The 13712-nt window shown below is 39.4% G+C and carries 21 protein-coding genes; 1 reads left to right on the plus strand and 20 read right to left on the minus strand.

The features are described from left to right. Positions 1-94: 94 nt before the first annotated feature. The 13 genes from COP04_RS13915 to COP04_RS13970 form a co-directional block, all read right to left on the minus strand. A complete protein-coding gene (locus COP04_RS13915) occupies positions 95-1342 on the minus strand; it encodes a site-specific DNA-methyltransferase (RefSeq protein ID WP_239984876.1) in 1248 nt (415 codons plus the stop codon). Between the two features lie 417 nt (positions 1343-1759). Continuing rightward, complete coding sequence (locus COP04_RS13920; protein ID WP_100488568.1) at positions 1760-2431, minus strand: DUF4145 domain-containing protein; 672 nt, start codon at positions 2429-2431, stop codon at positions 1760-1762. A 96-nt stretch (positions 2432-2527) separates the two neighbouring features. Continuing rightward, positions 2528-2746: a hypothetical protein gene (locus COP04_RS13925; protein WP_100488569.1), complete on the minus strand. Its 219-nt coding sequence runs from the start codon at positions 2744-2746 to the stop codon at positions 2528-2530. Positions 2747-2841: 95 nt separating this feature from the next. Beyond that, the gene (locus tag COP04_RS19690) at positions 2842-3018 is read right to left on the minus strand and encodes a hypothetical protein (RefSeq protein ID WP_162297108.1); all 177 of its coding nucleotides are present in this window, start codon (positions 3016-3018) and stop codon (positions 2842-2844) included. A 281-nt stretch (positions 3019-3299) separates the two neighbouring features. Then, on the minus strand, positions 3300-3749 hold the full coding sequence (locus COP04_RS13930; RefSeq protein WP_100488570.1) for a hypothetical protein: 450 nt from the start codon (positions 3747-3749) through the stop codon (positions 3300-3302). 120 nt (positions 3750-3869) lie between these two features. Further along, positions 3870-4319, minus strand: a complete 450-nt coding sequence (locus COP04_RS13935) for a helix-turn-helix transcriptional regulator (protein ID WP_157800314.1) — start codon at positions 4317-4319, stop codon at positions 3870-3872. Positions 4320-4321: 2 nt separating this feature from the next. Further along, positions 4322-4459, minus strand: coding sequence for a hypothetical protein (locus tag COP04_RS20070; protein WP_193437420.1), 138 nt, complete (start codon positions 4457-4459; stop codon positions 4322-4324). A gap of 114 nt (positions 4460-4573) precedes the next feature. Beyond that, positions 4574-5278 (minus strand): phage holin family protein, encoded by a 705-nt coding sequence (locus COP04_RS13940; protein WP_100488571.1) that lies wholly within the window; start codon positions 5276-5278, stop codon positions 4574-4576. Between the two features lie 29 nt (positions 5279-5307). Next, complete coding sequence (locus COP04_RS13945; RefSeq protein ID WP_157800315.1) at positions 5308-5742, minus strand: hypothetical protein; 435 nt, start codon at positions 5740-5742, stop codon at positions 5308-5310. Between the two features lie 262 nt (positions 5743-6004). After that, complete coding sequence (locus tag COP04_RS13950) at positions 6005-6691, minus strand: hypothetical protein (RefSeq protein WP_100488573.1); 687 nt, start codon at positions 6689-6691, stop codon at positions 6005-6007. A gap of 66 nt (positions 6692-6757) precedes the next feature. Beyond that, positions 6758-7291 carry a hypothetical protein gene (locus COP04_RS13955; RefSeq protein ID WP_100488574.1) on the minus strand — a complete coding sequence of 178 codons (534 nt, stop codon included), beginning with the start codon at positions 7289-7291 and terminating at the stop codon, positions 6758-6760. A 207-nt stretch (positions 7292-7498) separates the two neighbouring features. Next, entirely contained in the window at positions 7499-7699 is a 201-nt protein-coding gene (locus COP04_RS13965; RefSeq protein ID WP_100488576.1) for an XtrA/YqaO family protein, read from the minus strand. A gap of 305 nt (positions 7700-8004) precedes the next feature. Then, complete coding sequence (locus tag COP04_RS13970; protein ID WP_239984877.1) at positions 8005-9807, minus strand: DNA cytosine methyltransferase; 1803 nt, start codon at positions 9805-9807, stop codon at positions 8005-8007. Positions 9808-10039: 232 nt separating this feature from the next. Between COP04_RS13970 and COP04_RS13975 the strand changes: the two genes are divergently transcribed. Further along, positions 10040-10444, plus strand: coding sequence for a DUF1259 domain-containing protein (locus tag COP04_RS13975; RefSeq protein WP_100488577.1), 405 nt, complete (start codon positions 10040-10042; stop codon positions 10442-10444). A gap of 20 nt (positions 10445-10464) precedes the next feature. Here the strand turns inward: COP04_RS13975 and COP04_RS13980 are convergent, their stop codons facing one another. The 7 genes from COP04_RS13980 to COP04_RS14005 all read right to left on the minus strand — a co-directional run bounded on the left by COP04_RS13980 (position 10465) and on the right by COP04_RS14005 (position 13696). Continuing rightward, positions 10465-10731: a hypothetical protein gene (locus COP04_RS13980; protein WP_100488578.1), complete on the minus strand. Its 267-nt coding sequence runs from the start codon at positions 10729-10731 to the stop codon at positions 10465-10467. A gap of 242 nt (positions 10732-10973) precedes the next feature. Beyond that, the gene (locus tag COP04_RS13985) at positions 10974-11597 is read right to left on the minus strand and encodes a 2-methylcitrate dehydratase (RefSeq protein WP_100488579.1); all 624 of its coding nucleotides are present in this window, start codon (positions 11595-11597) and stop codon (positions 10974-10976) included. 13 nt (positions 11598-11610) lie between these two features. Further along, the gene (locus COP04_RS13990; RefSeq protein WP_100488580.1) at positions 11611-12051 is read right to left on the minus strand and encodes a RusA family crossover junction endodeoxyribonuclease; all 441 of its coding nucleotides are present in this window, start codon (positions 12049-12051) and stop codon (positions 11611-11613) included. Beyond that, the gene (locus COP04_RS13995; RefSeq protein ID WP_100488581.1) at positions 12044-12385 is read right to left on the minus strand and encodes a hypothetical protein; all 342 of its coding nucleotides are present in this window, start codon (positions 12383-12385) and stop codon (positions 12044-12046) included. Before COP04_RS13995 ends, COP04_RS13990 begins: the two co-directional genes overlap by 8 nt. Then, on the minus strand, positions 12382-12510 hold the full coding sequence (locus tag COP04_RS20540) for a hypothetical protein (protein ID WP_275656865.1): 129 nt from the start codon (positions 12508-12510) through the stop codon (positions 12382-12384). Before COP04_RS20540 ends, COP04_RS13995 begins: the two co-directional genes overlap by 4 nt. A 14-nt stretch (positions 12511-12524) precedes the next feature. After that, positions 12525-12755: a DUF3850 domain-containing protein gene (locus COP04_RS14000; RefSeq protein ID WP_100488582.1), complete on the minus strand. Its 231-nt coding sequence runs from the start codon at positions 12753-12755 to the stop codon at positions 12525-12527. Positions 12756-12769: 14 nt separating this feature from the next. Then, positions 12770-13696, minus strand: coding sequence for a DnaD domain-containing protein (locus COP04_RS14005; RefSeq protein ID WP_157800316.1), 927 nt, complete (start codon positions 13694-13696; stop codon positions 12770-12772). Between the last annotated feature and the right edge of the window lie 16 nt (positions 13697-13712).

A 13712-nucleotide genomic window follows, 5' to 3' on the forward strand; every position in this document is an offset into this window, starting at 1 on the left:
TTAAACCGTGGCCACGGCCTTCCACTATCTCCGCTGGGGTAACCAGCAGAGTTATAAAAGGAGGGGGATGTTGGCGCATCCTCTTCTTTTTTTATTATGTCTTCAAAAGAAGTTTGGCCTTATTACCTGTAAACTCCTCATACCTTTTTTTGATCACATCACAATATTTAGGGTCAAGTTCAGCCATATAGCATACACGGCCGGTCTGTTCTGCAGCGATCATCGTTGTACCACTTCCTGAACAGCCGTCCAAGACAATCTCACCCTTCTTTGACGAGTTCTGAATGGCCTGAGCGACAAGGGGGACTGGTTTCATCGTCGGATGTTCGCCGTTTCGTAGCGGCTTATCATAAAACCAAACAGTCGATTGCTTGCGGTCACCGTTCCATTCATGAGGGGCACCCAGTTTCCAACCGTAAAGAATCGGTTCATGCTGCCACTGATAATCCTGCCGACCCACCACAAAACCATTTTTTACCCATACGATACACTGCTTCATTAACCAACCTGCATCAAACATGGCTTTCCTGAAGTTGTATCCTTCAGAATCTGCATGACAGACATAAATAGCGCCACCCCTGCGGGTGGCGCTCAACAGTGTCGTATATAGGTTGAGTAAAAATCGATAAAAAGTGTCATTATCCATCTTGTCATTCATGATTTTTAGCGAATCGGCCGTCTTGCCTTCGTAATCAACATTATACGGTGGGTCGGTAAAAACCATTGAGGCAAGCTGGCCATCCATTAAACGATCAATTATTTGCTGATCGGTACTGTCACCGCAAATTAATCGATGAGGACCAAGCTCCCAAATATCACCTGGTTTTGTTTCAGGCTTTTCGATAGCAGCAAGTTCCTGGTCCGCATCGAACTCATCGTCTTCAATTGCAACGGGCATCTGACTTTCCAATTTTTCGATTAAATCAGCAAGGTCAGATTCGTCGAAACCAGTTAGATCAATCCCCATGTCATTTTCATCAAGTTCCTGAAGTAATGCAGAAAGCTTGTCTTCATCCCAGTCACCACTAATCTTATTCAGTGCCAGGTTCAAGGATTTTTCTTTGTTCAAATCGAGATTGACAACAGAAACCTCAATTTCGTCATAGCCACTCTCTTTAAGAATTTTAAATCGTTGGTGGCCACCGACAAGATTTCCTGTTCTCTCGTTCCACACAAGTGGATCGACATAACCGAAAGTATTAATGGATTTCTTTAATTTCTTATAATCCGGATCTCCACTTTTTAAATCTAAACGAGGATTATATGGAGCCGGATTAATCTTTGAAATAGAGATCTTTTTTATAAGCATTATGTTCATCACCCTCAATTCAACAAAAATCATGAATTATGTTGTCACCCACTCACGACACCCCACCTCCAGCGCTGAATTGTTTGATTTGGATTTGGTAAATTTTCTCCAATGATTTAAATGAACCAATCTCGTATAATGAACACATGAAATCCTCTTCACCGGAGCGTGAAGGAGGAAATGAATTGAAAAGGAAGTTATTTATCTCAATTGATTTTTGGTTCATGAGAATCAAAGTCAAGATTAAGTTAGTTAAAAAGAATAAATAACAATTTTATAAAATACGCTCCGGAAGAGGATTTCCTCTTTCGAAGTAAACTAAATAAATTAAATGTAGTTAAAATACACCTAGAAAGTTTCTATTATCCCTCTTCAAACCCATCGACCTTCTCCGTGATACCTACCTCCATTTAAGCAAAATAAAAGCACCTCGAAGGGTGCAATTTATCGTTATGCATTGTCTCTTTTGTCAATTTGGTTTTTTATTGATTCTGGAAGTCCGCTATAAAATTTTTGGATTCTCTTCTTTCTTGAAATCAATTCTTCTACAATCATATTTATTAATTCAAAAAGAAAGTTCACATCATCTTGATGCTGATTTAGATCGATTTCGCCAGGATGTATTCCCTTATTGCCATAATATCTAATAGTGTCTAAACCTTGTTGCAGTTCTTCTGGTATTCCTGTCTTGACAATATTACCTATCATCTCGTTTAAATTATTTCCAGGCGTGTTCAAAAAGCTTAGTAACGATTCAATTCCTAACCTCAACAGTGCAGCAGCAGCCCTTGGAGAGTATTTAAAAACTCCTGCTGCCTCATCATAAACATCCTTTACCTGTTTTGGCATATCGGTTGAAGGGTCTGGAACCGTAAGGGTTAACGGATATACCATTTTATCTTTGTACCAAAAAGTGTAATCGTTGCATTCGGAGCAGTGAGTTACGTAGTAATCAGATAATTTTTTTCCACCTATGTCTATTCCTAAAGAATTTAAAAGAAAGTGTCCTCTCGCATCTTTAAAATTCCCCCAAAAAATGTTGAAATGTTCTTGTGGGCAATAAACATGACAAAACGGGCAATTATACTTAGATAGACTCAAACTAGGTTTAACTTCTTCCATTCAACACGTCCCCATTCGGATAATATCTCTTCAACTATTTCGTCAAATGGAGACATTTTCCTGCATGATTCAATAATAATAGCAACACAATTGGCACTATAGTTGTTTTCTTATTAATTTCTTTACTTCAAGTAATACAGCAGTAGATTCTTTTTCTTCTTTCTCCAAATTAGTAAAAATGTTTCTTAATTCATCATTTCGTGGGTCACTTTCTAATTCGCTTTTAAGCATTACCTTTATTTCATTGATCATTTCTAACACATTACTTATTCTTTTAATTATTTTGATCAGCACATCTCTTTCATCAGGGTCCATTAACTTTCCTCCACCACGTGTTATAACATCTTACATCATATAAAATTGAAATCTGTAACACATGAGTCGAAAGAAATAAGCACCCTGACCAGTGCTTAGGCTTTGCTTTTTTTCTCTTTATAAATAACTAATGCTGAATAGTGTTGTTCTCTTTCATTCCTAGGAGAGCTAAATTCAACATCTACAAGATCATGGTCAACTCTTTCTAATAGTATATTCATGTCCCTTTCAAATTCCATTGGATTTGTTTGAGTGATGAGTTTCGCTTTCATAGTTTTTTGCCCCTCTTTTGGAATATATTTATACATTCATACTATATTCGACATAAAGGGACAAATTCCCTACTTGAAAACGTTTTAATAGCGTCTTTGCGTCTTATAGCCCCAACGTGGCGTCATGTCTCCTGTTCTAACCGGAAAGTCTATTCCTATCCGACCATTAGATACCTGCTAACAAATCTCTCTTAATTAAACAACAAGTTTTGTCATGCTACATGACACCTACCTCCGTTTGTGCAAAATAAAGAGACGAGCTTATGCCGTCTCCTGATATGCTATTTTCTATTGACAGTCCCTTTAAACGCTTTATTAAAAATGTTCAATATTTCAGCATAATTCAAATCTGGATTTCTCTCTCTTAATCCGATACAGTAATCTAGGACTTCTAAATCAAGTTGTTGTTCCTTTAATTTTTGGGGTTGGATTATAAACGCCCAAAAATAATTAAGGATAAGTATTATTATCGTAGCGAACCCAAATACAGAATCATTAATTAGTTCCCATTTACTTAATGCCGTATCAACACCATGATTGAAATAATTAGAAAAGAACAAAATAAGTGTAAAATATAATGGAATCATTTTGGATTGATTATCTATATTTTTAGCACTACTTGCAAAAAGAATGCGTTCACACCGCAAAGACTCTATATCCATACTTAAATAGAGATTGGCTATTAAATTGACTCGATTATTATAATATTCTTTATTTCTAAACGACAACAATACAAACACCTCCCGATTTTTTATCGGTCGATGTTTCTTTAATCTTAACAGCGCCAAAAAGGTGCGCCATGTTCTGTGCCTCAATCGGGGGTTTTCCAACTCCCCGCCCTGCCTTTGAGTTTAGCATACAGATTTATTGCTCGGCAACTTGTCTGCGAAGTCTCCATTGTCTCCAAAGTCTACAAAATGTCCAACAATGCGATCACGAATTTCATAAATATGGCTATCCGAAAACCCCATGTGGCGAGCAATCGCACGTATGCTCATCCCATCTAGCAAGCATTCAAGCACTGCCTTTTCTCGCTCGTTCGTTATAATATAGATCCGTTCCTGTACGTATAGCACCTGACGTTCCAATTTTTCAATCCACTTCGATTTTTTCTCACGCCGGATCGCCTCCTGGGCGACTGGATCACTCTTGCCGTTCTTTCCGTGAGGAAGAGATCCTTCAATTCCATATTGACCAGTAATGGACTGATTTACTTCATTCATCATTCGGCGTTGCCTGGCGATCTCGTTGATCATCCAATGATAATCCCGCAAGATCTTTGCAATCTCTTTTTTATTCACTCTTATCGCCCCTTCCTACGCAGCGCACCATGACGACGCTCAAGTACTTGTTCATGCATTCCCATTAATTCCTCAAGGTCACGCTTCGAAATAAGTGGTTTATTCATTTTTCTTTTCCGTCGTTCATTACTTTTTGGCATTCGGAACGCCACCTTTAGTTTTAATTTAGAAATAAAAAAGAGGACGCCGATACTAACGGTTGTACTAAACCGTCAATATCAAACGTCCTCCAGATGACTGGTAGAACTAGTTGTTTAATTTATCGTTTTTTCGATCTTTTCAATCATCTTTTTATAATCTGTTTTCATGCGTCCATGAATACTCTCAACTTTTTTTAAATAAATTTTATATACCCCAATATTCTCTTCTTTCCACAGTTTAATCATGTGTAGAAATGATGTTTTTGCATCTTTGACTCCTTCATAAAATGGTTGCATGAGAAAAAAATCTTCACGTTCTAAAGTAGATATATCGATTTTTCCCAATTCATTCTCTTCATTAGTGAAATATTCTAGCATATTGTTTAAACTATCAGCTATTCCTTTTTTATTGTTTGCGTCAAGACCCGTTGATAACCCCATCTTTAATATAGGATCCACAGACTCTAAATTCCCCATTATTGTTATCGCATGTCCTTTATAAAAAATTAAGATTTTTAACAATTCCTTATTTTTCCTATCATTGTCTCTCTCATCTAGTTTATTCAACTGATACTGTACTGTTTTTATGGCATTGTTCCCAGCAATTTTCGCCCCTAAAAAAGCCCCGATTAATGTGCTTAATGTTTGAATCCATGTTGACGGCAAGATATTCCAACGCTTTATCGACCAGTCAAAGAATTTAAAACATATGATCATTACTAATAAACCACTAAAAACACCAATCCCCAATCCAACATAGTTAATATTTTTTATCGAATTAGAAATATAATTTTTTATCTTTACAAATTTCTCGTTCAAAACTCCTCCCCCTCGTCCTAAAAAACGACTTATTTTTTGTTACTAGTTCTAATTTGCTCCACTTCTTGTAACAAAAACCTATACAAATGACGAGATGTTATGAATCGAATTCGATGTCCAATATAAAGCATCATCAAGATTACTAGCGCTGCGCAATAAAAGAAAATTGCACTACCAACATCAGGTATTTTTAAACCTATACTAATCATAGCACCTACGACACCAAACATTACGGTGATAAACGGACCCATGATATCCTTAATCTGTTCCATTTCGTCTTCAATTGCACGCTTTAAATAGGTAAACATTTCATCACTAAGATTTTGACTTAGATACCGAGAGAATTCTATATAATCTCCGTTATTGTTTATTTTCCCATACTTCTTTTTCATATGTTTTAAATAACAAACAGCATTTTTGCTATTGTTAAAAATATCAATATCTATGAATAGTTCTTTACTCATTTTAATCCGACCTATTCTACCATTCATCCACGTCCTTGCTCTTAACCCGCTGAATCTTCGCCTAGAACATTATAACTGTTTCTTAACAATGTTCAGAAAGGACATATTGCTTGATTATACGGTACCCGATGACTATGACAAATGATTTATTTTTATCAATATTATTGTCGGATCTTTATTCACATTTTTTAACCCGAAAAGGACACAGAATAACGGCTTTTAACCGTATTCCGTGTCCTCCAGATGACTGGTAGAACGATCACTAATTCATTTCAGTTAATTCTTTTTTTACATAGAAAGAATAATCTTCTAATTTTTTAATCGATGGATCTAATCTCTCAATATGATCTGTCCAACGTTTCTCAATATTTTTCTTATCGAAATCGTTATTTTCCAAATATATTGGAATTGATGAGCCTAATTCGGTACATAAATATAAAGGAACAAGATAATCATTGTATTTCAGAGCAGGTACTATACTCCAATCATAAGAATGTTTTAATTTTTCTGTATCACGCTGCAAGATCATTGAATATCCTTGTAACTTTTGATTTTTTTCGTATTTAAGCGGCTTGTCAGTCATGATTTTAAAAGCCCTGTTGCATATTCCTCTAATAGATCTAATCTCAAGCAAATAATTTTCGTTAAACTTTACTAATTGATTAAGCTTCTCTTTCTTTTTTTCATTTATGTTCGCTTCAATTTGCCGATTTCCAGCTCTTATTGCATACTTACCAGCTAGCAAAGCACCAGCAAATGATCCGAATAATGTCCCAATTGTTTGTAACCATGCATCGAAATGATTAATAAATAATCTCTTATGAAAAAAGATATAAGCGATTCCAGCAATAACAAATGCTGACATCCACCCTATTAATAGCCAAATAAATCTTTTATCTTTAACTGAATTTAATATAAAGTTTTTCATTCGCGAAAGATTTGCTTTCAAAACTCCCCCTCCTCGTCCAATTTCGCGCAGTTAACCGTATTCTCCAGTTCAATTGGGAGAACTTAATTAATTTATTTTGCTGGCCATTTCATTTAAATAGTTATGATGAATATTAATTTTTTCTCTGCAATTGTTTACGTCTTTTATAAATTTAGAATATGGGTATTCTTGTCGTTTAGTAAGGTTAAGGTTATTGTCTCCTTCTATAAATTTTAAAGAATATCGTTTAATCTTCTCTAAATTATCCTTTACCTCAATAAAATTCAAGTGAGAATTATTGATGAAATCATAATCATTAAGTTTATCTAACTTATCTAAACAATACGTTAATGATAAAACTGCTTTTTTGAGTTCATCATTCTCACTCTTCATTTCTAAACGATGTCTTTCAAGTTCAAAAACGGCCAAAGAGTTAAGCACATTATTAAGTGATTCAAAATAATAAGAGTAACTTTCAAATGATATATTAAATCTGCTAACTTCTAAACGGTGCTTGTTGTTTTTTTCTCGTTGTCCTTGAATATAAATTATAATAAATGGAATTCCGGCGCCAATTAATGAACCAAAAAAGCTTAGAATTCCATCCCAACTAATGCTCAAAACTCCTCCCCCTCGTCCCACTTCACGCACTTCACTCTCTGTTTTTCTTTATCTCTTTATAGCTCCCAATCGCTACAGTTAACACGACAATTAAAACACTGATATACCAAACTGGAGGACCGATAAAGAAGCTAACCACTCCATAACACATAACAAGCACAACGGACACTAACACCCATTTTAAAACAATATTGTAATCTGTTTTTCTCAAAATTCTTCGCCTTCATTCCATTTAACTCTTTTGATCTTACCCTGGTGCGTCACAATGATCGTCTCCCCGTGTTCCGGCAGCTCCGTCATCCTTGCTTTCCCATCGCATACTACAATGGCAAAGGGTTCCTTATTTCCAATTATATCAATATTTAACTGCATTGAGCGCGGATCTATCTTCATTTCTTTTAATCTCACGGTAATCCCTCCTAATGTGGTAAAATTAGGTATCGGTATATCGGGAGGGATCCCGATTTTTAATTGGATTGCTGTCGTTCTTTTCTTCAGGCTCCGCTCCCAATTCCTGTCCAGGCGTGCAAGGCCCCAATGGACTCTCCAGCAAATACGATGAAGGGAGTGGTAGTTATGAAATCCCTGTTTACAATGCTCAAAGGCTTTTCGGTTTTACTCCAGGTTGTGACTTTGATTGTCAATTTTTCTATTTATAATAACTACATCGCTGGGGAACCTGGAAAAGGGAACGACGTTACATAAATTGAGCTTTATTCCGAAACAGCCCACTGATACTTTTTAACACACAGTTCCGGCATATTTGCCCTTACTAGTGCTTCTACAAACTGCGGAGGAACGGCATTCCCGCAACGTGCCACCTGCTTGCTTTTCGGATAGGTCTTCCCTTCAAAATCATGATCGATGATGTAGTTATGGGGAAATCCTTGAGCATCGAACAGTTCGCGCGGTGTGAGCATACGCATACCGATATCGACGATTTGATAAGGCGTTCCATGAATTTCAATAACACCGAATCTTTCTTTGCTGACAACCGTATCCAACGGACGGTTAATTGTTTGTCCGATGCCTGTCCCATAGTACTTCATCAAAAAAGCTCTAACTTCGCCAAAATGACCAGCCCCGGCAGTAACGGTGTTGATTGGCTCATCAATTGTTTGTCCGGTGGAATGATGATTTAATTGCACCAAATGACTTGTCACCAATGCATTATGATCAACGCTTGTTACCGTACCAAATGGCTCTTTGAAGGTGCTTCCAGCGCCCGTGTACCCACTGGAAAAATATTTAGAAAGAAATGGAGCAACAAGGGCATACCGATTCGCACTATCAACCGTCAGCAATGCATCTGTCAAATCCTGTCCCCTCACTTCACTTGCATCTGTTTCGCCGTGGTACTGAACAAGTGTAGGAGCGATTAAACATTGCTCTGCTTTACTTACCACGGTGCGCACAGGTTCATCTACTGCATATCCCCGATTATTTGAAAATCCAGTTTGACCAATCGCTGTCATGACCGGTGTCACCACCATGTGGTGTCCCCCCGTCGTAATCGTCTTGACTGGATGATCTGCAGCTGAACCCGTATTATGCATGTTGTTCACGGCCAGTACAGGCGTCACAATCCCAAATCCGTGATGTGAAGTAATGGTATTCATGGGATCGTCTATGCTTTGTCCTCGAAAACAGTCATAAGCGTTTTTGCTTGATGTGTGATTGACGTTGATGATAAATGGTTCGGGATTGTCGATCACAAATTTTTGAATGCCACGTGCAATGCGCTTTAATGTATTTTCAGCTAACGGGCGCTTTGCCTTTAAGCCGTATTTATTTTTTATTTCAGCAAACGTATCAAAAATTGAAGGACAAGGTAGTGACCAATCAATAATCTCAGAGGCTGTTCTCCAGGGCTTCATCCGGCCCTTCTTCACCGCTTGGCTATTTGGATCCCCATGAGTGGGTTCCGGCCAAGTAATCGGTTGACCATCGCATCGAGCGATTAGAAAGAATCGCCTTCGTATCGTAGGCGCTCCATAGTCGCAGGCGCGCAGTTTTTTAAACTCCACCTTGTATCCTTCCTTATTCAGTGCTTTCACGAATGCATGGAATGTCTGCCCTTTCCGCTGTGGATCCGGCTTATTATCTTTAGTGAGCGGTCCCCAAGTCTTAAACTCTTCGACGTTCTCTAACATGATCACACGCGGCCGAACTGCTTTTGCCCATCTGACTGCTATCCAGGCAAGACCACGAATTTTCTTTTCCACCGGCTTACCGCCTTTGGCTTTCGAAAAATGCTTGCAATCCGGGCTGAGCCAACATAAACCAACCGGACGTCCCTCACATGCCTTTTTCGGATCTACGTCCCACACTGATTCACAGTAGTGCTTGGTTTCGGGATGATTCGCTTTATGCATCGCTATAGCATCCGGATCATGGTTAATAGCAATGTCCACATTCAGGCCTGTTGCCAATTCGATCCCGGTGCTCGCGCCTCCTCCACCGGCGAAGTTGTCTACTATAATTTCACGAAATAAGTCCAATTGTTTAGCTGGCAATTTGCTAGTCTCCTTTCAAAAAAGTGACTCCTAATGATATCCTGCCTTTGCTGCAACCGGTTGATCAACAATACTTTTCTGCCAGATTTTCCATTTTACCGTCCTCCTTCGCCTGTGTCTTTCGTTTTTTCACTAATCATGGCAGCATCTATCATAATGGCTCGGAGGGATCCCGATTTTTTTATTTATTTTTCTGCTCATCTCGCATATGTATTTATGTGAGGTGAGCCGCATGGCTGAAATGGAAAACACTTGTCAGCAATTTGCAGATATTCTTCATGGAAAATCTAAGCTTGAAAATGGTGTTTGTTCTGTTTCCTTGCGCAGAACTTTTAATGTAATTATTCAAGAAAAGACAAGTGTTGATGTCGCTGACGTTGAAATCTTATTTGAGTCCCTTGACCCATCGGGCAACGCGCTTAATTTAGCTGAAATCGCAGTCCTTCAAGAAGAAGTTCCTCCATTCGTTTGGTCAGTGTCTCAACAAGAAATCATCGTGAGTGCTATTCATAATCACTGGATATTTACACAACCAACAATTTTATATATACACCTACAATCTGTTGAACCACCTCTGATATTCGCTAAGAAACTTGCAAATTCTTTTTTGTACTTGGGCAGTAAACCTGTTTCTTGATTTAAATGTCGTACTGCAAATTACACCAATGTCCCATCAATTAATAGAGGAAATGTTTCATCCTCTTTAAATTCTTTCAACACATCCGAAATGTCGGATAGCTTCCCATCCTCACCCTTTGCTCTACTGAATTTAAGAAGTGCATAATCACGGTCAACTTCCTCAATTCCATCTTCTAATTTGTCGTCTCCATCAGCCACAAATTCAACATACATTTTCAGTACTTCTTGTTTATCTGATGCTTTGATAAGAGCATAATACGGATCGTGTATTTCAAAGTATTTCATTATCCCGTCCTCCTTCGCTTTATCTGTCTACTCTAAACAGGCACCTTCATTCCTTCGTCTGTCCCTTCCCCACTCTTGCATTGTTCATATAATGCAGTATCACATGATGGAAGGAGATAATTACTATGTGCAGCACTACTTACCCAACCACTGGCTATGGTCATGGCAATACATTTGTTCTAATCGCAGAATCCATCGTCGTTTCGTCATCCGGATCCCTCCTAAAAAGAAGAAAAGGGGTGTTAAGCCACCCCAGTTCCCTCATCATCGTTCCCATTGTTTTTCTCTCGGTCGAGTTTCACTTTTTTCTGGCTCTCTTTCCACTCGCCCCACTTCTCAGCCAGTGGCGCAACCCGTTTCCGGTATTCATCCAGGTCCTCCATTAACCGACCATCTGATATATTCAGCTTGGACGCGATCTTCAAGTAAGAGAGTCCATCCAGGTGCATGCCCATAATCTTGTAAAAATCCAAGTTCATATCATCAAAAGTTGGTGCAAGCCCACTGGCGATGAATGCATCGATCGTTTCCCGTTTCAGCACCTCTTCCTTTTGCTCTGTGGGAATGAGCTCCGGAGGAAGCCCAAGGTCCAGTTCCGTTTGCTCGATGGGCTTCACTTCATGAACCACTCCCTGATCATCGACTTTGTACTCTGTCATTGGTTTCTGCGTCTCTTTATTGACGACTACAGAGTAAGAAACGAATTCCTCTTCCAACTGCACATTGACGTGAGTGTCGATCATATCGGCCAGTGTGTCGATTTTACCTGCAAGACCGCCACCCCTGACTTCCAGAACGACTTCTTGGACACCGTCCGGTTTCAGATTCACTTTCTTAACAAGCGGTTTAAATTCAATATAGGCCATGCTAAACATCTCCTCAGATTAGGTTTAACTGCTCAATTTGCTCATCCAGCGGAATCACTTTCACTTCCACCCGCGGCTGTTCTGAATAGAACTTTGACACATGCAGGCTCACGACTTGCTTGTCATCCTGCCAGGTAATCCCGGTCATGGCGTCCATTATTCCTTTCGCGACATTGTCAATGTCTGGCTTCTTAATCGGCCGAAGCGTGCCGGCAACAGCTGCAGCTTTCTTTTTCTTGCTCATCGATTTAAGTAGCGGACGATAGATTACCAGTTTCAAAGATACAGGTCCATCAATCGGTGTATGCGGCCGATTCTGCGAAGCCAGCAGCTTCACGTATTTCTTATACTCCCGACTATCAGGTGGATCCACGGCCCGGGAAAATCCGCCGACTGTTGAAAATCGTGGCCGCCCCTGAGCAATTGGTTCACCATAGATCGTGAATTCAATCATCCGTATCGCCCTCCTTCAGCCAATCAGCCACATCCGGGTATGCTTTGGAAATGATTTCAATCGCTGTTTTCATACCTTGATTAAATCCCCTATCCCACTTTTCTTCTCCAACGTCACTATTGAATGCGTCAATAAATTCTTCTTTCGGTGTTATAGGATTAATAATCTCTCTTCCTGTTTTTAGTGCTTCAATCCAATCTTCTATTTCTTCTAGGTTCGGCCATTTATTTGATTTTTCAAGGGCTCTATTGATGGCCTCTGAGCCTTCAAATCCATTTAATGAGGTCAGTACTTCTATGGCAGCCTTTTTATTTAAAACATAGGGTTTACTCATTTCTTATCCCCATCCCCCAGGCAATCCTCACACAACCGCGGATAGCCCGCTTCTTCTCCGTCGATCAGGCATCCACATCGTTCACATAAAAGCCCTTCTAAAATCATTTCTGCGACTTCACCCATAACATTCATCTCCCTCACTTTAGACTGAAAACCACAAATCCCGGTTTCTGCTCAAAATCAGTGATATATCCGATGGTCTTGCTTGTCCGGTATCCGGTGTACCCTTTCTCCTTAGTCCATTCATTCAGCGTTACTGTATCCCCTAATTTGTAGTCGTGATCGTTTTTTCGGATTTCAAAAGTCTTATCTCCAGAAACCACTGCCGCGAAATATTCTGGAAGAATCTTAATCTCGTGAATTGCCATCCTTAAACCACCCCCTAGATACCACTCAAATATTTATCCAATTCAGCCGCCCGCTGCCGGTCCTCTTCCGTGACCTCACGAGGCTTGTCTGGCTGAGGATTGTCCATCCACTCCGGTTGTATTTCTTGGTGGACGTTGCTGCCAGCTTGTCGCAGCCTCCGCTGCTGGAACTTCTTTTGTTCTTCCTCCGCCTGGTAAACTGTTCTGATGCCTTTATCGACCCAGCTGTTTAGGATTGATCTCGCATAAGGGTAGCCCTTGCCGTTCTTAGATGCCTTTTCAAAGGCCAAGCAAACAAGCTCTTCAGATAGTCCATCGTTATCGATATAGTCTGTAATCTCTTCTGCGAGAAGTGGTGTTGGTTGCTTGCCAAAGCAGAGCATATACGAGTCAAAAAAGTTTGACTTGGAAACAGCAGCTGTTCTGTTAGTTATGTTTTGTTTGTTAAGGTCTGTTAAGAGAGAGTCGGATTTTCCGACTAATCTTTGACCATTTACGCCATCATTAGAGCCGTGATTAGTGTTAGGATTAGCGCCAGAATTAAGCGGATTATCCGAATAATCCTCCTTCGATGGATTAATAGGTTTATCTTTAATCTGAATACACGACCAATCTGATGACGGTTCATTTTGAAAAAAATTGGTCAATCCCTCGTAGTTGATCCAGTAATCTCCAGGTTTTCTAGTTCCGCGACTTTTATATTTCACAAGGTACTGGTCATTAACGTGAACTTGCATCAGCTTATTTCTGGCTGGGTTCAGTTCATCCTTTGATAAACCACTCAGATCCCGCAGCTCGGAATTATAGATTGTAAGTTTTGTGGGGAAACGCAATATGTTCGACTTGCCGATCAAGGCATAGAACAAACTGTTTGCCTTTGCCCCAACTTGCTTGGCAATCAGAAATTCATTGTAGGATCGAACGATCTCAAAGTAGTTCATCTGGCCAACACCTCCT

The organism is Sporolactobacillus pectinivorans, from assembly GCF_002802965.1.
GTDB lineage: Bacteria > Bacillota > Bacilli > Bacillales > Sporolactobacillaceae > Sporolactobacillus > Sporolactobacillus pectinivorans.

Excerpts from the sequence above, each read along its gene's own strand:
- COP04_RS13915 (WP_239984876.1), bottom strand. The coding sequence starts at position 1,342 with ATGATTTTTGTTGAATTGAGGGTGATGAACATAATGCTTATAAAAAAG.
- COP04_RS13920 (WP_100488568.1), bottom strand. The coding sequence starts at position 2,431 with ATGGAAGAAGTTAAACCTAGTTTGAGTCTATCTAAGTATAATTGCCCG.
- COP04_RS13925 (WP_100488569.1), bottom strand. The coding sequence starts at position 2,746 with ATGGACCCTGATGAAAGAGATGTGCTGATCAAAATAATTAAAAGAATA.
- COP04_RS19690 (WP_162297108.1), bottom strand. The coding sequence starts at position 3,018 with ATGAAAGCGAAACTCATCACTCAAACAAATCCAATGGAATTTGAAAGG.
- COP04_RS20070 (WP_193437420.1), bottom strand. The coding sequence starts at position 4,459 with ATGCCAAAAAGTAATGAACGACGGAAAAGAAAAATGAATAAACCACTT.
- COP04_RS13945 (WP_157800315.1), bottom strand. The coding sequence starts at position 5,742 with ATGAGTAAAGAACTATTCATAGATATTGATATTTTTAACAATAGCAAA.
- COP04_RS13975 (WP_100488577.1), top strand. The coding sequence starts at position 10,040 with ATGGCTGAAATGGAAAACACTTGTCAGCAATTTGCAGATATTCTTCAT.
- COP04_RS13980 (WP_100488578.1), bottom strand. The coding sequence starts at position 10,731 with ATGAAATACTTTGAAATACACGATCCGTATTATGCTCTTATCAAAGCA.
- COP04_RS13985 (WP_100488579.1), bottom strand. The coding sequence starts at position 11,597 with ATGGCCTATATTGAATTTAAACCGCTTGTTAAGAAAGTGAATCTGAAA.
- COP04_RS13990 (WP_100488580.1), bottom strand. The coding sequence starts at position 12,051 with ATGATTGAATTCACGATCTATGGTGAACCAATTGCTCAGGGGCGGCCA.
- COP04_RS13995 (WP_100488581.1), bottom strand. The coding sequence starts at position 12,385 with ATGAGTAAACCCTATGTTTTAAATAAAAAGGCTGCCATAGAAGTACTG.
- COP04_RS20540 (WP_275656865.1), bottom strand. The coding sequence starts at position 12,510 with ATGGGTGAAGTCGCAGAAATGATTTTAGAAGGGCTTTTATGTGAACGA.
- COP04_RS14000 (WP_100488582.1), bottom strand. The coding sequence starts at position 12,755 with ATGGCAATTCACGAGATTAAGATTCTTCCAGAATATTTCGCGGCAGTG.
- COP04_RS14005 (WP_157800316.1), bottom strand. The coding sequence starts at position 13,696 with ATGAACTACTTTGAGATCGTTCGATCCTACAATGAATTTCTGATTGCC.